The 19,222-nt window shown below is 70.5% G+C and carries 15 protein-coding genes; 7 read left to right on the top strand and 8 right to left on the bottom strand.

Annotated elements, in window-relative coordinates; translation table 11 throughout:
* Positions 1 to 86 precede the first annotated feature (86 nt).
* Positions 87 to 3,128, top strand: a complete 3,042-nt coding sequence (locus tag OG371_RS24225) for an AfsR/SARP family transcriptional regulator (RefSeq protein WP_329057340.1) — start codon at positions 87 to 89, stop codon at positions 3,126 to 3,128.
* A gap of 82 nt (positions 3,129 to 3,210) precedes the next feature.
* Here the strand turns inward: OG371_RS24225 and OG371_RS24220 are convergent, their stop codons facing one another.
* Positions 3,211 to 3,924 (bottom strand): SDR family oxidoreductase, encoded by a 714-nt coding sequence (locus tag OG371_RS24220; RefSeq protein WP_329057339.1) that lies wholly within the window; start codon positions 3,922 to 3,924, stop codon positions 3,211 to 3,213.
* A gap of 163 nt (positions 3,925 to 4,087) precedes the next feature.
* Here OG371_RS24220 and OG371_RS24215 point away from each other — a divergent pair, with 163 nt between their 5' ends.
* Together OG371_RS24215 and OG371_RS24210 are read left to right on the top strand one after the other, a co-directional pair.
* Positions 4,088 to 4,480, top strand: coding sequence for a MerR family transcriptional regulator (locus OG371_RS24215; RefSeq protein WP_329057338.1), 393 nt, complete (start codon positions 4,088 to 4,090; stop codon positions 4,478 to 4,480).
* 152 nt (positions 4,481 to 4,632) lie between these two features.
* Positions 4,633 to 5,868, top strand: coding sequence for a glucuronyl hydrolase (locus tag OG371_RS24210; protein WP_329057337.1), 1,236 nt, complete (start codon positions 4,633 to 4,635; stop codon positions 5,866 to 5,868).
* 8 nt (positions 5,869 to 5,876) lie between these two features.
* On the opposite strand, the gene OG371_RS24205 is transcribed toward OG371_RS24210, so the two are convergent.
* The 4 genes from OG371_RS24205 to OG371_RS24190 form a co-directional block, all read right to left on the bottom strand.
* The gene (locus OG371_RS24205; protein ID WP_329057336.1) at positions 5,877 to 7,208 is read right to left on the bottom strand and encodes an HNH endonuclease signature motif containing protein; all 1,332 of its coding nucleotides are present in this window, start codon (positions 7,206 to 7,208) and stop codon (positions 5,877 to 5,879) included.
* 47 nt (positions 7,209 to 7,255) lie between these two features.
* Positions 7,256 to 7,711: a DUF4396 domain-containing protein gene (locus OG371_RS24200; RefSeq protein ID WP_329057335.1), complete on the bottom strand. Its 456-nt coding sequence runs from the start codon at positions 7,709 to 7,711 to the stop codon at positions 7,256 to 7,258.
* 832 nt (positions 7,712 to 8,543) lie between these two features.
* Positions 8,544 to 9,098, bottom strand: coding sequence for a DUF305 domain-containing protein (locus tag OG371_RS24195; protein WP_329057334.1), 555 nt, complete (start codon positions 9,096 to 9,098; stop codon positions 8,544 to 8,546).
* A 59-nt stretch (positions 9,099 to 9,157) separates the two neighbouring features.
* Positions 9,158 to 9,607, bottom strand: coding sequence for a hypothetical protein (locus OG371_RS24190; protein WP_329057333.1), 450 nt, complete (start codon positions 9,605 to 9,607; stop codon positions 9,158 to 9,160).
* Positions 9,608 to 9,776: 169 nt separating this feature from the next.
* Here OG371_RS24190 and OG371_RS24185 point away from each other — a divergent pair, with 169 nt between their 5' ends.
* The gene (locus tag OG371_RS24185; RefSeq protein WP_329057332.1) at positions 9,777 to 10,793 is read left to right on the top strand and encodes an autoinducer 2 ABC transporter substrate-binding protein; all 1,017 of its coding nucleotides are present in this window, start codon (positions 9,777 to 9,779) and stop codon (positions 10,791 to 10,793) included.
* Between the two features lie 7 nt (positions 10,794 to 10,800).
* Here OG371_RS24185 and OG371_RS24180 read toward each other — a convergent pair whose 3' ends face one another.
* The 3 genes from OG371_RS24180 to OG371_RS24170 form a co-directional block, all read right to left on the bottom strand.
* Entirely contained in the window at positions 10,801 to 12,435 is a 1,635-nt protein-coding gene (locus OG371_RS24180) for an esterase-like activity of phytase family protein (protein WP_329072855.1), read from the bottom strand.
* A 91-nt stretch (positions 12,436 to 12,526) separates the two neighbouring features.
* Positions 12,527 to 13,831 (bottom strand): DUF6923 family protein, encoded by a 1,305-nt coding sequence (locus OG371_RS24175; protein ID WP_329072853.1) that lies wholly within the window; start codon positions 13,829 to 13,831, stop codon positions 12,527 to 12,529.
* A gap of 5 nt (positions 13,832 to 13,836) precedes the next feature.
* Complete coding sequence (locus tag OG371_RS24170; protein ID WP_329072851.1) at positions 13,837 to 14,598, bottom strand: bestrophin-like domain; 762 nt, start codon at positions 14,596 to 14,598, stop codon at positions 13,837 to 13,839.
* A 485-nt stretch (positions 14,599 to 15,083) separates the two neighbouring features.
* Between OG371_RS24170 and OG371_RS24165 the strand changes: the two genes are divergently transcribed.
* The 3 genes from OG371_RS24165 (at position 15,084) to OG371_RS24155 (ending at position 19,192) form a co-directional block, all read left to right on the top strand.
* Entirely contained in the window at positions 15,084 to 16,496 is a 1,413-nt protein-coding gene (locus OG371_RS24165) for a family 2B encapsulin nanocompartment shell protein (RefSeq protein ID WP_329072849.1), read from the top strand.
* Between the two features lie 262 nt (positions 16,497 to 16,758).
* Positions 16,759 to 18,138, top strand: coding sequence for a family 2B encapsulin nanocompartment shell protein (locus OG371_RS24160; protein ID WP_329072847.1), 1,380 nt, complete (start codon positions 16,759 to 16,761; stop codon positions 18,136 to 18,138).
* Positions 18,139 to 18,163: 25 nt separating this feature from the next.
* Positions 18,164 to 19,192 (top strand): family 2 encapsulin nanocompartment cargo protein polyprenyl transferase, encoded by a 1,029-nt coding sequence (locus tag OG371_RS24155; protein ID WP_329072845.1) that lies wholly within the window; start codon positions 18,164 to 18,166, stop codon positions 19,190 to 19,192.
* Positions 19,193 to 19,222: the final 30 nt, after the last annotated feature.

Here is a 19,222-nt window from a genome sequence, read left to right as displayed (position 1 = left end):
CGGTCCTGTACACAACTCGTACAAAAGCGATTTACGGGGCTTTGCCCTCCGAATGGATCTAGCTATGCCACTCGAACGCTCCTACGATGCGCGGTCATGGGGACCTTGCCACGAAGGCGGGTAAAAAAATGCTGACCTCATTGGCTTTCCGGATTCTCGGACCGTTGGAGGTCGTCGCTGAAGGCCGGGCCGTCCCGCTGGGCGGGCCGAAGCCGAGGTTGCTGCTGGCCGCACTGGTTTTGCAGCCGAACGTCGTGGTGTCCACCGAGGTGCTGGTCGAGGTGCTCTGGCCGGGCACCGCGCCTCGTTCCGCGGCGGCCAATATCCGCACCTACGTCCATTCGCTCCGCCGCCGGCTGGCCGAAACCGCACCCGAGCTGGGCGACCGGATCAGCAGTCGCGCGTCGGGATATCAGCTCAGCGCCGCGCCGGAAGAACTGGATCATGTCGTTTTCAGCGAGCACGCCGCCGAAGCGCAGAAAGCATTCGATCGCGGCGACGCGGAAGCGGCACTCGCTTTGCTGGAACAGGCGGACGCGCTGTGGCGCGGCGAAGTGCTGGAAGGCCTGCCGCACGACCACGGCTGGAGCGCGGCCGTCGCCCGGCTGGCCGAGCTGCGGCTGTCCGTCCAGGAACAGCGGCTGAAGGCCCGGATCGAGCTGGGCCGGCACGGCGAGGCGATCGCCGAACTGCGCGGCCTGGTCACCGAACACCCGCTGCGCGAGGAACTCTGGGAGCAGCTCGTCACGGCTCTGCGCGACGGCGGCCGGACCGATGAGGCCGTCGAGGCTTACCAGCTGGCGGAGCGGACGCTTGACGAGGAACTCGGGGCGAAGCCCGGTGTGCGGCTACGCGAGTTGCGGGCCACGCTGGCCGTGCCGTCTGTGTCCTCGGCGCCGTCAGTGTCTTCGGCCAGATCGTCGACCAAGCAGCCGAAGTTGCCGGTGCTGCCGGCCGAAATCCAGGTCCGGCACGCCGCCGAGCTGCCGATCTGCCAGCTGCCCCTCGACCTGCCGGACTTCACCGGCCGCGAGGAGGTGGTGGACCGGATCGTCGCGCGGCTGCGCGAGCGCGGCGCGAACGGGCTGCCGTCGGTGATCGTGCTGTCGGGCGCGCCGGGGGTCGGCAAGTCCGCGATCGCGGTCCGGGTGGCGCATGCCGTGCGGGACGCTTTCGCCGACGGCCAGCTGCACGTCGATCTGGCGGGCACCTCCTCGTCGCCGCGGGCGCCGATGGGGGTGCTGGCGGAATTGCTGCGGGCGCTGGGAATCCCGGACGCGGGTCTGCCGCGTGATCTGCCGGAGCGCTCGGCGCTGCTGCGCTCGCGGCTCGCCGGGAAGCGGATGTGTGTGGTGCTGGACGACGCGGGCGGCGCGGCCCAGGCGCGGCCGCTGCTGCCGGGCACCGGGGCGTGTGCGGTGCTGGTGACCAGCCGCCTGAGCCTGCCGGACCTGGACGGCGCCGTCCCGGTGGACGTCGACCTGCTGCCCGAACCTGAGGCAGCCCGGCTGTTGCAGGGCATCGTCGGGGCCGAGCGCGTCGCCGCCGAGCCGGACAACGCCGCCGCGATCCTGCGCCAGTGCGGTCACCTGCCGCTGGCGATCCGCGTGGCCGGGGCGAAGCTGACGAACCGGCCGAACTGGTCGCTGCGCGTGCTGGCCGACCGGCTGCACGACGAACGTCGGCGGCTTGACGAGCTGCGCGTCGGCGACCTCGCCGTGCGCGCGAGCGTGACCTTGAGCTACGACCTGCTGCCGATGTCGGCGGCCGCGGCGTTCCGCTGGATCGGTGCGCTCGGCCCGGTGCAGTTCCCGGCGTGGGTGGTCGCCGCGGCGCTGGGCCGCCCTTCGGCCGACGAGGTCCTCGACGTGCTGGTGGACGCCCATCTCGTCGAGCTGGTCGCTTCGGACGCCACGGGCCAGCCGCGATACCGCCTGCACGACCTGCTCCGCGTGTACGCGGCGGAGCTGGCCGAGCGCGATGGCCCGGGCAAGACGCGCGCGGCGGCACGGCGGGTGCTGGAGGGTTATCTCGCGCTGGCCGTCGAAGCGGCCGACCGGATGCCGATCCACTTCTTCGGCCAGTACCGCGACGAGTCCGCGAAGCTGCCGGACCTACCGCCGGAAACGGGGCGGCTGTTGGCCGACCCCGCTGCCTGGTTCGGCGCGGAGCGGCACACCGCCGTCGCCGCGGTGACCCTGGCGGCCGAACTCGGCTTCGACGACCTGACCTGGCAGCTGACCGCCGCCCTCACGCCGTACTTCGATTTGCGCGGTCATCAGGACGATTGGCACAGCACGCACGCGCTGGCGCTGGAAGCGGCCCGGCGCGCCGGGTCCGCGCACGGCGAGGCGATCATCCAGCGCAACCTGGGCCAGATCCACCTCTACCAGGACAGTTACGCCGAAGCTCTGGTGGCGTTCGAAGCCTCGTTCGCCTTGTACGAACGGATCGGCGACGCGCAGGGCAGGGGCACGGCGCTCGCCGGGCTCGTCACGATCCTGCGCATCGAGGGCGAGAACGACCGCGCGCTGGAGCGCTGTCACGAGGCGCTGAAGCTGTTCGCCGAAGCCGGTGACCGGCACGGCGAGGCCGTGGTGCGCATCTCCGCCGGCACGATCTGGCTGGCGCAGAAGTGTTACGCGCCAGCGAAACGCTGGTTCACCGACGCGCTGGAACTGGCGGGCGAGATCGGCGACCGGCACCGCGAGGCGCACGCGCTGCAACGCCTCGGCCTGCTGCACCAGCACGAGGGCAACCTCGCCCAGGCCCGCGAGCAGGTCACCCGCGCCATTGCCATCTTCACCGACCTCGGCGACGACCACTGCGTCGGCTACGCGAACCAGGCCCTCGGCGAACTTTGCCTGTACAGCGGGGATTTCGCGCACGCGCAGCTGCTGCTGGTCAACTCGCTGAGCGTGCACCGCCGCAACGGCGACCGGCGCTCGGAGGCGGAGGTCTCGCAACTGCTCGGCGAGCTGCACTCGGCGCTGAGCCAGCCGGAGCGCTCACGCGTCTACTCCGAGCGGGCGCTGGCCATCTGGCAAGAGCTGTCCGCGCGGCCGCAGGAATCGGCGCTGGAGAACCGGATCCAGGGGGCGGGTGAGCACCGCATCGCGTCCGCCTGACGCCCGCCGATCTGTCGCTTGTGGACGGATACGACCTGACCGGCAGGACCGGCGGCGTAACGCTGGCTTCACCGACCGCTCATCAAGCCCGTCCCGTGGACACGGCCGGGTAGAGGACGGACGGGTGCTCGCCGAGCGCGGCCTTGGTCGCGAGGCTGTCGGCGTCGGCGATGATCTCGATCTCGCCTGCCTCGATGCCGTCGAGGGCGGCGCGCACCACGTCGGCAGGGTTGTTCTTCGGCACGTCGAACCCCGCCATCATGTCGGTGTCCGTACTGGCCATCACCAGGCCCGCGACCTGAGTGCGCTGGGCCGACAGTTCGAGGCGCACCCCGTTGGTCATGCTCCACGCCGCCGCTTTGGCGGCCGCGTACCCGGCCGAGCCCTGGTAGGAGATCCACGACAGGACGGAAAGCACGTTCAGGACGGCGCCGCCGCCGTTTCCGGCCAGCACGGGAGCGAACGCGCGGACGACGTGGAGCGGGCCGAAGAAGTTGGTCTCCATCTCGCGGCGGATGGCGTCGAGGTCGCCGGTGACCAGGTCGGTGTAGGCCGCCAAGCCGGCGTTGTTGACCAGCAGGTCGACGTCCGGGGCCGCCGCGGCCGCCGCGCGGACCGAGTCGGGGTCGGTGACGTCGAGGGCCAGCGGCGTCACGCCCGCGATGTCGGTCGTCCCGGGGCGGCGGGCCGTGGCGTAGACCTTGGCCGCTCCCCGGTCGAGCAGCGCCTGGGCGAAGTGGCGCCCGAGGCCGCGGCCGGCGCCGGTGATCAGTGCGGTCGAGCCGGTGATCTGCATGGTCGTCTCCTGTCGGTTCGAGGTTCTGACGCCGAGCTTGGTCCCTGACGCCAACGTCAGGTTCAAGCGGCTGTTTCGCAGGTCACACCCCCGCGCATCGCCGCGGCCCGGGCCGCGGCGCGCGTAAAGTTCGTGCGGTAACCGGCCGACCAGGGAGCAGACGATGCGGATCGGGGAAGTCGCCGAGCGGGCCAGGGTGAGTGTGCGGGCGCTGCGTTATTACGAGCAGCAAGGCCTGCTGGCCTCGACCCGCACCAGCGGCGGCCAGCGACGCTATCCTGACGACGCGGTCACCCGGGTCGAGCTGATCCAGATGCTCTACGCCGCCGGGCTGTCCAGCCCCACCATCAAGGACCTGCTGCCCCATGTGGACGCCGGCGAGAGCACTCCGGAGTCACGCGCCCGGCTCCGCGCCGAGAAGGCCCGGCTCGATGCGCGCATCGCCGAGCTGCAGCACACCCGTGACCGGCTCGAGGCCGTCATCGACGTTTCGCAGGCGCCGAACCCGCTCTGCCCGCTGGTCGTCGACGACGAGTCCACGCTCACCACGCGGTAACACGGCGACCGGTCAAGAATGGCGAATTCACATCCGTGAACAATTCACAACCGTGAATAGCCGATTCGGCGGGTGTACAAGCGCGTGTCGATCGTGTAAAACTTTGCCGACCTTCCCGTGATGCATTTCCCCACTGTGAATGGCGGGCACCCGTGAGCGTTTCCCGGCGCACCCTGCTGACCACCGCGGCCGGTGCCGCGGTGGCGGTGAGCGCGAGCAGCACCATCCCGGCAGCGGCCTCCGACCAGGCGGTATCCGGATCGGCGAGCCAGGCGGAGACCTTCCGCGCGGCGGCGGACTACGCGGTGCGGAAGCTGCGCGCGGTGGCCCCGTCCGTCACGGCCTTTCCGACCGGGACGAAGTTCGAGAAATGGACCTATTCGCAGAATGGCGACTGGGTCGGCGGATTCTGGCCGGGCACGCTCTGGATGGCGTGGCTGCACTCCGGTGACGAGCAATTCCGCACGCTCGCGCTCGCGTCGGCGGAAAAGCTCGCGCCGCGGCAGAACGACACCAGCACCCACGACCTCGGTTTCCTCTTCTACCCGTCGTGGGTGACCGCGTGGCGGATCACCGGCGACGAGAAGTGGCGGGCCGGCGCGATCCAGGCGGCTTCGTCGCTGATCCAGCGCTACAACCCGAAGGGCCACTTCATCCGGGCCTGGGGCGCGCTCACCGACCCGAAGGACGCGGGCCGGATCATCATGGACACGATCATGAACCTGGACCTGCTGGACTTCGCGACCCGGCAGACCGGTGACGGCAAGTACCTCGACATCGCCGTCGAGCACGCGAAAACGGCGCAGCGCGTCTTCCTGCGCCCGGACGGCTCGACGCCGCACGTGTTCGACTTCGACCCGGCCACCGGCGCCGAGATCGGCCCGAACACCGTGCAGGGCTACAGCCCGACGTCGTGCTGGTCGCGCGGCCAGGCCTGGGGCGTCTACGGTTTCACCACGATCTACCGGCGCACCGGCGACAAGCAGTTCCTCACCACCGCCCAGCGGCTGGCCGACTACGCCCTCGGCGCGCTGACCCCGGACCATGTGCCGGTGTGGGACTACCTCGCCCCGCAGGCGCCGAACGACATCAAGGACGCCTCCGCCGGCGTCGTCACCGCCTGCGGCCTGCTGGACCTGGCGGCGGCCACGAAACAGCCGAAGTACCGCGACGCCGGCCTGAAGATCCTGGAGGCGACGGCGAAAACCTGCCTCACCACCAAGTCCGCCCGCGCCGACGCCGTGGTCGCCCGCTGCACCCGCAACCGCCCGTCCGAGGACGGCATCGAGATCTCCCTGCCGTACGCGGACTACTACCTCCTGGAAGGCATCCTGCGGGTGCTCAAGCCGCGCGAGCTGAGCCAGGCGATCGACCTGTCCAGCGTCTGACCCGGTCATCAGCGCACCGGAGCGTTCGTATGCCGGTGACCGGCGGCCGTCCGTCCATAGTGGAACCTCCGAGGCCGGGTCTGCCGGTGACGCGGTGGTGCGGCGTCATGGATGTGGTTGCGCAGCGGGGTGCGGTCGGGATCGAGCCACGATGGTGGCAGGAACTCGGGGATCCCGTCCCGCATCCGGATCGCCCAGCCGCTGTGGTGGATGAGCCGGTGGTGGGCGGGGCAGAGCAGGACCAGGTTCGACAGGTCGGTGGGCCCGCCCTCCGACCAGGGGATCACATGGTGGGCGGTGCACCACTTCGGCGTGCGATCGCAGCCGGGGTGGGCGCATCCCTTGTCGCGCAAGGCCAGGGCGTGCCGCTGGGCCGGGGTGGCCAGCCGCGTGGTGCGCCCGAGGTGCAGTGGCTGGCCGTCGGTGCCCAAGATCGCGGGCACCACTTTTGCCTCACAGGCCTGCCGGCGTAGCTCGTCGAGACTGCCGGGGATGGTGGAGAGCGCGTCGGCCAGGCGGCCTTCGAGTTCGGCCAGGGTGACCGTCACGATCATCACGGCCCGCTCACCGCCCTGCACGGCCAGGTCATCGCAGCGGGCCGCCAGTTCGAGGATGTCGGCGAGCGCGTCGCCGCGTCGTTCGGCCGCGCTGCGCGGGTCGGGACCCTCGGTTTCGGGGTCGAGGCGGGGTTTGGCCAGTGGCCCGAGCAGGCCGTCGAGGACGGCGGTGGTCGCCGGGTCGAGTTCGCCGGCGAACCGGGAACTGCCGTCGGAGCGGTGGGTGATGTGCAGCCGTCGTGACGGATACAGTTCGCGGCGGCGCCGTTCGTCGGGCGGGGTGGTGTAGTCGGCCCAGTAGGCGAGCAGCCGCCGTCCCGCGGCCCGCAAGGATTCCGGGGCTGCTTGCGCGGCCAGCGCGATCAGGATGGCTTCGTCCGCGGCGCGGTTCCCCGGCTCGATCGCGGCCGGGCAGGTGGCGGACAGGCCCACGATGGCCTGGACGTGTTCCCGGTTGATCAGCCCGTCGGCCAGGGCCTGGCCGGTCGCCGCCAGCGATGCCGGTTGCGGCACCCCGGTCGGCGAGGAGGACGGCCCCGTCGCGCATGCGTGTACAACTCGGGTGGTGGCCTCGCGGGCCGAGACCCGGAGCGTCTCCCGCAGCATCGCGGCGGTGTCCTTGAACCCCAGTGTCCGGCCCAGCCCTCGTCGCTCGACCTCGTTGACGACGCCGAGCATCTCCGCGTGGTCGCGGCGCAGCTTTTCTTCGCACGCCAGGAGAAACGTGGTCAGCTCCTCGTCCGGAAGCTGCCACATCTCGTGGGCGCCTGTGGTGGTACTCACTCATTCAGAATAGCGGCGGATCGAACGTATGGTCGTCACCCACATGGCTACATGTGATGGCCGTGGACGACGGCGTGCCCCCGGCCGCGGGCGATCATCCACTTGTTCACCGGCACCGTGACCACGAAGGCGATCACCAGCGAAATCACCAGCGACAGCCAGAACAACCCGCTCGCCAGCCCGGCGTCCATCGCGCCGGGAATGGCGACCACCACGGTGTTGTCGACGATCTCCATCACCGCGATCGACACCGTGTCCGCCGCGAGCGCCACCTTGAACGCGGCCGACAGCGCCAGACCGGACTTCAGCACGCCGCGCATCGTCAGGCCATAACCGAAGACGAACGCGAGCACGATCGACAGCACCACCGTGGCCGCGTTGTGCAGGCCGAACGCGGTGCCGAGAACCATGCCGAGCACCTCGCCGATGGCGCAACCGGTGAGGCAGTGCAGCGTCGCCTGGGCCGCGGCGGACCAGGACGCGCCGTGCTGGTGTGTGGTCATGGTGTGGACCATACCCCTTGGGGGTATCTGGGGCCAGGGTGGTGGTGCGGAGCACGTCCGGGTCGCGAGGAGGCGGGGTTATGGGACAGAAGCTGGATTTCGCGACACGGCGGCGCGGCAGCTTCGCTGCGACGGAGCCTGACGGTGCGGCGGCGTAGTGGCCGAGCGGCAAAGCGGCAGCGGCGCGCTTCGCGGAGCGGCGCGGCGGAGCAGCGGCTTCGCTGCGACGGGGCCTGACAGCGCGGCAGTGCAGCGACACCGCAGCTTTGCGGCAGCGCCGCAGCTTCGTCGCGCTGCAGCGCGGCGCGGTAGTGCGGCACGGTGGTGCGGCGCGATCTCCCTGACAGCGCGGCGACACAGTGACTTCGCAGGGCGTGGCGGCGGCGCAGTGTTGCGGCGACACAGTGACTTCGCAGGGCGTGGCGGTGGCGCAGTGTTGCGGCGGCGCAGTGTTGCGGCGGCGCAGTGTTGCGGCAGCAGACGCAGTGCTCTGTCACCGAGCGGCGATGACAGCAACGACGGCGCAGCGACCTGATGGCTGACAGCACAACGGCTTCGCGGAGTCCGGATCGGACTCCGCGAAGCCGCTCGCTGCCGGGGCTTCCCGAAGGCAGCAGTCCTGGGCGCCCGGCTGTGGTTCAGCCGCGCCGGCCGCTCGCCCAGGGGAAGCCACCACAGGGAACCAGCCGCCCAGGGAGGCCAGCCATCCTGAGGACTCAGCAGTCCAGGGAAGGCGGCATCCTGAGCACTCAGTTGCCCGGAGAAAGCGGCACCCTGAGGACTCAGTTGCCCGGGGAAGCCACCGATCCGAGGACTCACCAGCCCGAGCGAATCAGCTGGCGAGCAGGGACTTCATCGTGGTGATCTCCGCCTGTTGGGAGTCGGTGATGTGCTGGGCCATGGCTTTCGCGCCGGTGTCCTGACCTTGGGAGAGCTCGGTGCGGGCCATGGTGATGGCGCCTTCGTGGTGCTCGATCATCAGGTCCAGCCACTTGCGGTCGTAGGCCTGGTCGCGCAGCTGGTCCAGGCCCGCGGTGTCGACCATGCCGGGCATGGGCTGACCGTGGTCCATGCCGTTCATTCCGCCCATGTCGCCTGTCGCAGGCAATGGGGCGCCCCAGGTCTTCAGCCAGGTGGTGAGCTGGTCGATCTCGGGTTGCTGGGCCTGTTGGATCTGCTTAGCGAGAGCGATCACGCGGGGGTTCGCGGTGTGTTGCGGCACGGGCACGGCCATCTCGACCGCCTGCTGGTGGTGCGGGACCATGCCCTGCGCGAAGGCGACGTCCGCGGCGTTGTGGGTGGCGGGGGCCGGCTGCGAGCCTGAGCATCCGACCAGGACCACGGCGATCACGGGCAGCACGAGGCCCGCCAGGAACTTGCGTTTCATGAGCTTCTTCCCTCACTGGGGTACGGCGAAATCTGTGGACACGGGGAAAACCGGTCCACTCAGATCCGCAGTACGCAGGAGGCAGTGAGGAGTTCTCTGCCGGTTCGCCAGGGCGGTGGCCGGGCGGCACCCACATTCCCCGAGCGTCCGGCGATCACTGGCCGGCCGGCCCGCCACACCAGCATCACGAGTAGTAGCAGGCCCGCCATCGCCAGCAAAACGGCCAGGCAGAGGTGCAGCATCGAATGCATCGCACCGTCCATCCCGGCCGGTGCGACAGCCTCAAGAGCGGCGGCCCCAGCAGCAGCACTCTCAACAGCAGCGTGAGCCTCGGCAACGTGCCCCATCGAGGCACCAGCCATCGAGACATCACCTATCGGCCCATCAGCCATCGCACCACCAGGAGCTGCCACGTGATGCATCGCGACAACCCCCAGCACCACCGCACCAAGCAGCACCCAGCGCGCCAGAAACGCGCCCGGGCCGGAAGCAGCCGAACGGGAGATCATCGCCGATCACCCTAACCCATACCCCGAATGGGTACCAACCCCGTCACCGCCACGATGAACTCACTTCAGTAACCCTTTGCACACAACCGGTTGACCCCCGTGAGCGGTCTCCCCTACCTTGCCTCCAGGTCTCCACCGTGCAGACCGCGAACCAGAAGGAATGGTGGGGATGCGAGGGCCGACGAAGACGCTCGTGCTGGGCGTCGTGGCGCTGCTGGGGGCGGTGGCCGTCCTCGTGGGCTGCTCGGGCGGGCTCGGGCAGGCGCCGCCGGACGCGCCGGTCAAGATCGCGTTCGTGCCGAAGGTCGCGGGTATTCCGTACTTCACCGCGATGAACGCGGGTGGGCTGAGCGCGGCGCAGCAGCTGGGCGCGCAGTGGATCACGCGCGGGCCCGCGACGGTCGACCCCGCGGCGCAGACGGCGATCCTGCGTGACCTGATCACCGAGCACGTGAACGTGATCGCGGTGGCGCCCAACGACCCCGCCGCGCTGGCGCCCGTGATCGCGGACGCGCGGGCGCAGGGCATCCACGTGATCACCACCGACACCGACGCGGCGGGCTCGCAGCGGGAGGTGTTCGTCAACCAGGCCACCGCCGACGGGGTCGGCACCGCGCTGGTCGACGCGCTGATGGCCAAGACCGGCGATGCCGGCAAGATCGCCATCGTCTCGTGTGGGGCGACCGCGGCGAATCTCAACGCGTGGACCGCCGTCGAGAAGGCGTACACCGCGGAGCACTACCCACGGGCGCAGGTCGTCGACACCGTGTACGCGGGCGAAGACACCGCTACGGCGACGACGCTCGCGAAGCAGATCCTCACCGCGCACCCGGACCTGGCCGGGCTGATCGGGCAGTGCACCACGGCCGCTCCCGGGGTCGCGCAGGCCGTGCGCGACCAGCAGAAAATCGGCCAGGTGTACACCGTCGGCGTCGGCACGCCGCAGACGATGAAGCCGTACCTGCTCGACGGCTCGTCCTCGATGTCCGTGTTGTGGGACGTCCAGGCGCTCGGCTACCTCACCGCCTGGACGGCCGAGCAGCTCGCGCAGGGCAAGCCGCTCGGCCCCAGCAACAACGTCAGCCTCGAGCTGCCGACGGTGAAGTACGACGCGACCACCAAGACCATCCTCCTGGGTGACCCGCTGCGGATCACCCAGGACAATGTGGACCAGTACAAGTACTGAGCAAACCTCAGCGGACGTCGATCGTCACGGTCGCGGTGCCGGTGCGCGCCGGCAGCTTCGTGGTGTCCACGGCCAGGTACTCGCCGTCGTCCTGCTTGCCGTCCGGCAGCGTCTTCGGGTGCAGGGTGTACGGGGCGGCCGTGTTCGCCACCGCGTCGATGCCGAAGTCGTTGTCGTTGCTGATCACCAGGGTCCGGCCGCCGTCCGTGGTCGCGACGCCCTCCACCTTGTCGTGGCCGAAGAAGCCGCCCGCCGGGTCGAGGTTCGTCACCAGCGCGCCGAGATCGACGTACAGCTTCTTCGAGACAGCCCGCACGCCCACCTTCGCCAGATCCTGCACGGCCTCGTCGGTGGTGTCCTTGCCGACGTACGCGTCGAGGCTCTGCTGCTTGTCGCCGACGAGCAGCCCGCCCTTCGCCGCGTCGTACGGCGCGTCCTTCACCTTCTCCCCCGGCCCGACGTCGGTCGCGCCGGAAAGGTCGATCTCGAACAGCTTCTTGTACGCGCCGGGCTGGAACTTGCCGTCACGCTCGTCCACCAGGAACTTCGTCGACGACAGCGCGGTGATCTCGCTGACTGCGGTGCCGGTGTCGTCGGGGTTGTCGAGCAGGTAGAGGTACTCGTGCGTGGCGCGGGTCTTCAGGTCGACGGTGACGATCCGCAGCGTGGTGACGTTGCCGGGCTTCTTGGTCAGGTCCGGCTGCTGCGGCGCGGACTGCATGATGCCGACCAGCGTCCGGCCGTCCGGGGTGAGGGCCAGGCCCTCCATGCCCTTGTTCGGCACGCGGTACTTCAGCTCCTTCGGCAGCGAGCCGTCGAACGGCGAGAGCCGCTCGATCGCGCGGCCGTCGGCGCGGAAGTGCGTGATGAACGGGCCGTACTCGTCCGACACCCAGAACGTGCCGTCGCGCTGCGCCACCAGGCCTTCGGAGTCGTAGCCGTCCGGGGAGGCGGGCAGCGGCTTCCCGTTCAGGTCCACGATCTTCTCGCCGGTGTCGGCGGTGGTGCTGACCTGCCCGTTGTACGGCGAGCCGTCGGCCGCGCGCAGCGGGATCCGCTTCTCCAGCACGGCTTTCCCGTCGCGGAGCCGGAACCGGCCGATCGCGGGGTCGAACGCGGGCAGCGGCTCCACTTTGGACCCGTCCGGGGCGTCGACGTTCGGGCCGCGGTCGGTGAGGCCGTAGAACTCGCCGGGTGAGCCCGGCACCGGCGTCAGCGCGGAACCGTAGGCGCCGCCGGTGAGGGGCACGCCGCCGATCGTCGCGAGCGGCGGCAGGTTCGTCGGGTACAGCCGGACGGCGTCCGAAGCCGTGTAGGTAAAGGTGTCCTGGCCGTGGAAGCCGGGTGCCGGGGTGTAGCGGAACGTGCCGTCGGCGCCGATCGTGAGGGAGCCGTGTGCGGGCGCGGTGTGCCGGACCACGGCGCCGCCGGAGGTCAGCGCGCGGCCGCGGGCGCCGAGTGCGTCGTTGCCGAGCACGCCGTCGCCGCCGATTTGCAGGGTCTGCCCGGACCGCGCCCGGTAGTGGTCGTCGCGGACGCTGGACTGGTAGCCATTCCCTGACACCGCACCTGATGCAGTGCCCGTGGTCACCAGCGGCAGGGCGAGCAACCCCGCGACAACCCCGAATCTCACGCGCTTCATCCGTGTTCTCCTCCTCCGGCGTCGGGTGACGCCGGAGGCGGAGTCTTCGCGGCCGAGTTGGACGGCGGCCGTCTTCGAGGCGAAACCCGGGTTAACGGCCGCGTCTCACACGACTTGCGGCGGCACCCGCGCCGAGCACCAGGATCAGCACGGTCAGGCCCCAGCGGCGCTGTTCCTTGACGTGCGCCGCGGTGTCGACGACCGGCGAGGCGCTCGGCTGGGGCTTCGGCCGCCCGGACGGCACCGGACTCGGCGGCGGGGCCTGGACCGCGGACGGCGTCGGTGTCGGGGATGGCGTGGAGGTGTCCACCCGCGGTTGCGGCGACGGCTGCTCCACGAGCGCCGACGCGTTCGGCGGCGGGGGCAGTGGAGGCAACGACTGCGGAGCGGGCGTAGGGCTCGAGGAAGACAGTGGCGCGCTTGAAGAGGACGAAGACGGCGGGCTCGACGAAGACGACGGCGGAGCCGGCAACGAACGCGGCGGAGGCGTTGAGAAAGGCGGCGGCGATGGTGGCGGTGAGGACGGTGGAGGCGAGGAGACCAAGCAGCCCGCGGCGTCGGAGCTGACCAGCGGCGGTCCGGTGCTGATCTCCACCGCCGGACCGGAACCGTCGAGCGGCAGCCGATACGTCACGCTGCGGTACCCGATCCGATTCGCGGTCGCGTACAGCGTGTTGTCCGGTCCCAGCACCACCGCCCCGTACGCGCTCGCGGCCGGGAAACTTAACCCTGGCAACGGTTCTACGTGCCCGGTCCGCGGGTCGATCGTGACCACCCGGCCATGGCCCGCGAACGACATGGAGACGCCGTACAGCAGTCCGGACGCCGCGTCGTAGGCGAAATCATCGACGCCGGAGGCCAGCGCCACCGGCCGCAGCTGCACCCGGCCGGTCACGGTGAGGTAGTCCGGGCCGGCCGGGTCGATGTCCACTGTGTACAGATCGTCGGCGCGTTGCAGGTACCAGGTGGTGCCGTCGATCGCGCCGGCTGTGGCGCCGGTGGCCCAGCTCCAGCCGCCGCGGCGGCCCGCGCGGCCGACCGAGCCGAGGTCGGCGACCTGCCCGGAGCGTGAGATCTCCACGGCGTGGGCGCCGTCGGCGAACCGGCCGTGGTGGGGCGCGTCGGCGACGCCGTAAACCATGTCCTGGTCGGCGGAATAGGCGATGGCGTTCAGCGCGTAGCCGGTTTCGCCGAGTTCGCGGCGGTCCCCCCCGGGCACCGTGAGGCGCACGACCGAGGACGCGCCGGAAAACTGGTTCTCCACCTGAAGGATTTCACAGCCGGCGGGCGCCGCGGCGGACGTCCGGCCGGGCGGGCCGAGCAGGCCGGACACGGCCAGCAGCCCCGAAACGACTACGGCGGCGGCCAGCGGGGGCAGGAGGCGGACGAGGCGCACGGCGGTCAGGAAAGCCGGGCCAGCGCGGAGGTGAACGCGTCCGGCTGGATGTTCGCCCCGCCGGCGAACGGGTTCTGCAGCTGGAAGATCGCGTACAGCAGCAGCGCGATGGTACCGGCCAAAGTGGACACGATGACCAGGTGCGCGGCCATCCGCGTGCCGCCGAAGAGGTTGGGCAGCAGCACGGAGATGAAGCTGCCGAGGATCAGCGCGAACCACACCACGGAGCCGACGCCGCTGGCCGCCGAGGCGGTGAGCCGGGCCTGGCGCGCCTGGTAGACCTGCCAGAGCTGGTTCGCTGCCTCGCTTTTACGGTCGTTCATCCAGTCGCCGTCGGCCTGCGCCCCCGCAATGGTCTTGCTGAGCTGGCCGAGCTGGTTCCAGCCGGTGTCGGGCATCGCGCCGCCGTCCGCGAGCCGCGGCCACTCCTGGCGCTGGACCGTGGCGGCGTACGCCGAAGCCAGCTGGCGGACCTTCGGGGCGGTGTCGCCGGGCAGCGAGTCGGCGGCCCAGCTCATCGCGACCAGGCCGTCCGCCTCGGTGTACGAGCCCTCGCGCGCGGTGCTGACGTTGTCGAACAACGAGATGAGCACAAAAACGACGAGCACGGCGTACAAACCGCCGACAATGGTGAACACCTGCCCGGCCGCGTCGTTGTTGTCACGACGACCTTCGTCCCAGCCGAAACGCCGCACCAGATAGCCGATCACCGCCGCAACCACCGCGGCACCGACCACCCAGAAGATCCCGGTCAGGTAGACGTTCATCCGCACCCTTCCACCACTGCCCGCGCCATCACCCGGCGAATTGCTCCGCTCAAGCTAGCCAGGTAAATAGCGAGCGACAAGACAGGCCTCGCCCTTTCCGGCGAGCGGCCCCGGTCGGCCCTGTGAATCGCCGGAACGGAGCAGCCGTGCGCGGTCACGGCGGTCGCAAAGCCGGGCGCCGACCTGGGAAAGTGCGGCGATTTCCCCAGACGATTCCCGACCGGGTGACGCGGGCGAACCGTCGGTGACCGAGCCTCGGCCCCGGCAAGATCATTTGCTCGAAATATGTCCGATTGTTGTTCGGCAAACAGGTGAACCGCTTCCCGAAACCCGATCGTGTGATTGTTCCGGGTGGGCGGCTTGATATGTTCATCCCGCCACGCCGGCCGGGGTAAATCGCAGGGCCCAGCAAATGCTCGCGAAGACGATCTTCATTTCGCACTGCACCTTCCGCGCCCGAAAATCGACGATAGGTGGTTTTCGCTGTGACCGTCACGGACCCCGTGGGCTCCGCGAGCCCGGAACAACCACTGCTGAGCCTGGGCCGGGCCGCGGCCCGCACGCTCGCGACGACGACCAAGTCCGTCCCCCAGATGCAGGGCATCTCCTCGCGGTGGCTGCTCAAGCTGCTGCCGTGGGTCGAGGTCTCCGGCGGCGCGTACCGGGTGAACCGCCGGCTGAGCTACTCGGTCGGCGACGGCCGGGTGACCTTCACCATCACCGGCTCGCAGGTGCGCGTGATCCCTCCCGAGCTGGGCGAGCTGGCGCCGCTGCGCGGGTACGACGACGAAGAGGTGCTCGCCGAGCTGGCCGGCCGCTTCGTGCAGCACGAGTACGCGCCCGGCGACGCGCTGGTCGAGTTCGGCCACCAGGCCGACCAGGTGTTCCTCGTCGCACACGGCAAGATCAGCAAGATCGGCACCGGCGCGTACGGCGACCAGACCGTGCTCGGCACCCTCGCCGACGGCGACTACTTCGGCGAGGGCGTGCTCACCTCGGACGACGGGATCTGGGAGTACACCGCGAAGGCGATCACCGCGTGCACCGTGCTTTCCTTGCCCCGCAACGAGTTCCTCGGCGTGTTGGACCGGTCCGAGACGCTGCGCGCGCACCTGGAAACTATCGCGGCCGGCGCGGCGGGCCCTGCCAACGACCACGGTGAGGCGGTGATCGACGTCGCGTCCGGCCACGACGGCGAACCCCAGCTGCCCGGCACGTTCGTGGACTACGACAGCTCGCCGCGCGAGTACGAGCTGAGCGTCGCGCAGACCGTGCTGCGGGTGCACAGCCGCGTCGCGGACCTCTACAACCAGCCGATGAACCAGATCGAGCAGCAGCTGCGGCTCACCGTGGAGGCGCTGCGCGAGCGCCAGGAGCACGAGCTGGTCAACAACAACGACTTCGGCCTGCTGCACAACGCGGACTTCTCGCAGCGCGTGTCCACCCGCACCGGCCCGCCGACCCCGGACGACCTCGACGACCTGCTGTCGCTGGTGTGGAAGGACCCCGGGTTCTTCCTGGCACACCCGAAGACCATCGCCGCGTTCGGCCGCGAGTGCAGCCGCCGCGGGATCTACCCGGATGCCGCCGACTTCAGTGGACAGCACGTGCCGGCCTGGCGCGGAGTGCCGATCCTGCCGTGCAACAAGATCCCGGTCACCGAGACGCGTACCAGCTCGATCCTGCTGATGCGCACCGGCGAGCAGGCACAGGGGGTGGTCGGGCTGCACCAGACCGGCCTGCCGGACGAGTACCAGCCGGGGCTGAACGTGCGGTTCATGGGCATCAGCGAGCAGGCGATCATGTCGTACCTGGTCAGCGCCTACTACTCGGCCGCGGTACTGGTGCCGGACGCGCTCGCGGTGCTGGAGAACGCCGAGATCGGCCGCGGTGACTGAGCATGGCCACCCCGACCACGCCGCCGCGCCCGGCGGAAGCCGAGCCGCGGCGGCCTGCGACCCCGCAGCCGCCGCAACAGAAGCCGTCGCCACGGCCCGGCCCACCGCCACAGGCTGGGCCGCAACCGTTGCCGCCGTCGATCTACGGCCCGACCGGGCTCGGCACCACCTCCGCCCGGATCGTGCCGAGGCCCGCCGGTGCGCGGCCGCCGGAAGCCGAGCCGCCTCGTCCCGCCCACCGTGCTGATCAGCGAGGACCTGCATGACCGTCACGGAAGAACCGCCGCTCAGCCTCTCCACCCGGGCGGCTCGCACGCTGGCCACCACCACCAAGTCGCTGCCGCAGATGCGCGGCATCACCCCGCGGTGGCTGCTCTCGCAGCTGCCGTGGGTGGAGGTGCCGGCCGGTTCGTACCGGGTCAACCGGCGGCTCACCTACACCGTCGGCGACGGCCGGGTGAGCTTCTTCAGCACCGGTGCGCGCGTGCAGGTGATCCCGGCCGAACTGGCGGAATTGCCGCTGCTGCGTGGTTTCAGCGATGCCGAAGCGCTTTCGGCGCTGGCCGAGCGTTTCGAACAGCGCGAGTACGAGCCGGGCGACACCATCGTGACCGCGGGCTCACCGCTGGATTCGGTGCAGCTGCTGGCTTTTGGCAAGGTCGGCCGGACCGCACCCGGCCAGTACGGTGACGAGGCGCACCTCGGCACGCTCACCGAAGGCGACCACTTCGGCGGCGAGCTGCTCGGCGGCGACGCGGGCAGCTGGGCGTTCACCGCGAAGGCCGTCACGCGCTGCATCGTGCTGACGCTGTCGGCCGAGGCCTTCGAACGGCTCAACGGGCGGGCCGACAGCCTGCGCGCGCACATCCGCGAGGGACAAGCGAATCCGGCCAAGTCGCACAACAAAGCCGGTGAAGCGAGCATCGACCTGACCGCCGGGCACGACGGCGAACCGCAGCTGCCCGGCACGTACGTCGACTACGACCCTTCGCCGCGTGAGTACGAACTCGCGGTGGCGCAAACGATCCTGCGCACCCACAACCGGGTCACCGACCTCTACAACCAGCCGATGAACCAGCTGGAGCAACAGCTGCGGCTCACCGTGGAGGCGCTGCGCGAGCGCCAGGAGCACGAGCTGGTCAACAGCACCGATTTCGGCCTGCTACACAACGCGGACCTCGGCCAGCGGATCACCACGCGCACCGGGCCGCCGACGCCGGACGACCTCGACGAGCTGCTCTGCCGCCGTCGCAAATCGCGGTTCTTCCTGGCCCACCCCAAGGCAATCGCCGCGTTCGGGCGCGAGTGCACCGCGCGCGGGCTGTACCCGGCGAACACCGTGGTCGACGGCCGCCGGGTCACCGCATGGCGGGGCGTGCCGCTGCTGCCGTGCGACAAGATCCCGGTCACCGAGGGCGGCACCACGTCGATCCTGGTGCTGCGCACCGGCGAGGAGGACAGCGGCGTGATCGGGCTGCGGCCGGCCGCGCTGCCGGACGAGTACCAGCCGGGGCTCAACGTGCGGTTCATGGGCGTGAACGAGCGGGCCGTCACGTCCTATCTGGTCAGTGCCTACCACTCCGCGGCGGTGCTGGTGCCGGATGCGCTGGGTGTGCTCGGCGACGTGGAAATCGGGCGCTGAGCCCGGCACCGGTGAGGGGACGAACATGACAACTGTGGACGCACGCGCCGGCGGCCGGGAGGTCGCCGAGGTGCTGGCCTGGAGCCGGGCGCTGTGGGAGCCGCTGATGCGCTCGGCGGTGGACCGGCTGCCCGAGTCGATGCGGCAGATCGCCGGCTACCACTTCGGCTGGTGGGACGAGGCGGGACGGCCGGTGCACGTCAGCAGCGGGAAGGCGCTGCGGCCGGCGCTGGTGCTGCTGTGCGCGGAGGCGGCGGGCGGCGACCCGGCCGACGCCGTCGCCGCTGCGGTCGCCGTGGAGCTGGTGCACAACTTCTCACTGCTGCACGACGACGTGATGGACGGCGACGAGACGCGCCACCACCGGCCCACGGCGTGGACGGTCTTCGGCACCGGCCCGGCGATCCTGGCCGGCGACGCGATGCTGACGCTGGCCTTCGACGTGCTGTCCTCGGACGGCCCCGACGCCGCCCGGCTGCTCGGCCGCGCGGTGCTCGACCTGCTGGAGGGACAGAGCGAGGACGTGTCGTTCGAACGGCGCGGCGACGTCGCGCCGGCCGAGTGCGTCCGGATGGCCGAGGGCAAGACGGGCGCGCTGATCGGCGTGGCCTGCACGCTCGGTGTGCTGGTGGTCGGCGGCCGGGGCGAGCACGTGGAGCGGCTCGGCGTGTTCGGCCACTCGCTCGGCCTGGCCTTCCAGCACGTCGACGACCTGCTCGGGATCTGGGGCGACCCGGCGGCGACCGGTAAGCCGGTGTACTCGGACCTGCAGAACCGCAAGAAGTCGCTGCCGGTGGTGACGGCGCTGGCTTCGGGCACGCCGGAAGCCCGCGAGCTGGCTTCGCTGTACAACCAGGAAACCCCGCTGTCCGAAGCGCAACTGGCGCGCGCCGCGTCCCTTGTGGACTCCGCGGGCGGACGCGAGTGGAGCCGCGGCCAGGCCGGCTCCCTGCTCGCCGACGGCCTGTCCGCGCTGGCCGACGCCCGGCCCACCCCACGCGCCGCCGCGGAACTCACGGCCCTGGCCCGCCTGATCACCCGCCGCGACCACTAGGACGCCGTCAAGGCCTCCTTACCCGCGTCG

The organism is Amycolatopsis sp. NBC_01480 (assembly GCF_036227205.1).
Classification (GTDB): domain Bacteria; phylum Actinomycetota; class Actinomycetes; order Mycobacteriales; family Pseudonocardiaceae; genus Amycolatopsis.
The sequence above is the reverse complement of the archived record's forward strand: the minus strand, read 5'-3'. Positions and strand labels throughout refer to the sequence as shown.

Coding starts and splice junctions, on each gene's coding strand:
- OG371_RS24220 (WP_329057339.1), bottom strand. CDS start 3,924: ATGCAGATCACCGGCTCGACCGCACTGATCACCGGCGCCGGCCGCGGC.
- OG371_RS24190 (WP_329057333.1), bottom strand. CDS start 9,607: ATGATCTCCCGTTCGGCTGCTTCCGGCCCGGGCGCGTTTCTGGCGCGC.
- OG371_RS24155 (WP_329072845.1), top strand. CDS start 18,164: ATGACAACTGTGGACGCACGCGCCGGCGGCCGGGAGGTCGCCGAGGTG.
- OG371_RS24195 (WP_329057334.1), bottom strand. CDS start 9,098: ATGAAACGCAAGTTCCTGGCGGGCCTCGTGCTGCCCGTGATCGCCGTG.
- OG371_RS24225 (WP_329057340.1), top strand. CDS start 87: ATGCGCGGTCATGGGGACCTTGCCACGAAGGCGGGTAAAAAAATGCTG.
- OG371_RS24215 (WP_329057338.1), top strand. CDS start 4,088: ATGCGGATCGGGGAAGTCGCCGAGCGGGCCAGGGTGAGTGTGCGGGCG.
- OG371_RS24185 (WP_329057332.1), top strand. CDS start 9,777: ATGCGAGGGCCGACGAAGACGCTCGTGCTGGGCGTCGTGGCGCTGCTG.
- OG371_RS24180 (WP_329072855.1), bottom strand. CDS start 12,435: ATGAAGCGCGTGAGATTCGGGGTTGTCGCGGGGTTGCTCGCCCTGCCG.
- OG371_RS24170 (WP_329072851.1), bottom strand. CDS start 14,598: ATGAACGTCTACCTGACCGGGATCTTCTGGGTGGTCGGTGCCGCGGTG.
- OG371_RS24160 (WP_329072847.1), top strand. CDS start 16,759: ATGACCGTCACGGAAGAACCGCCGCTCAGCCTCTCCACCCGGGCGGCT.
- OG371_RS24200 (WP_329057335.1), bottom strand. CDS start 7,711: ATGACCACACACCAGCACGGCGCGTCCTGGTCCGCCGCGGCCCAGGCG.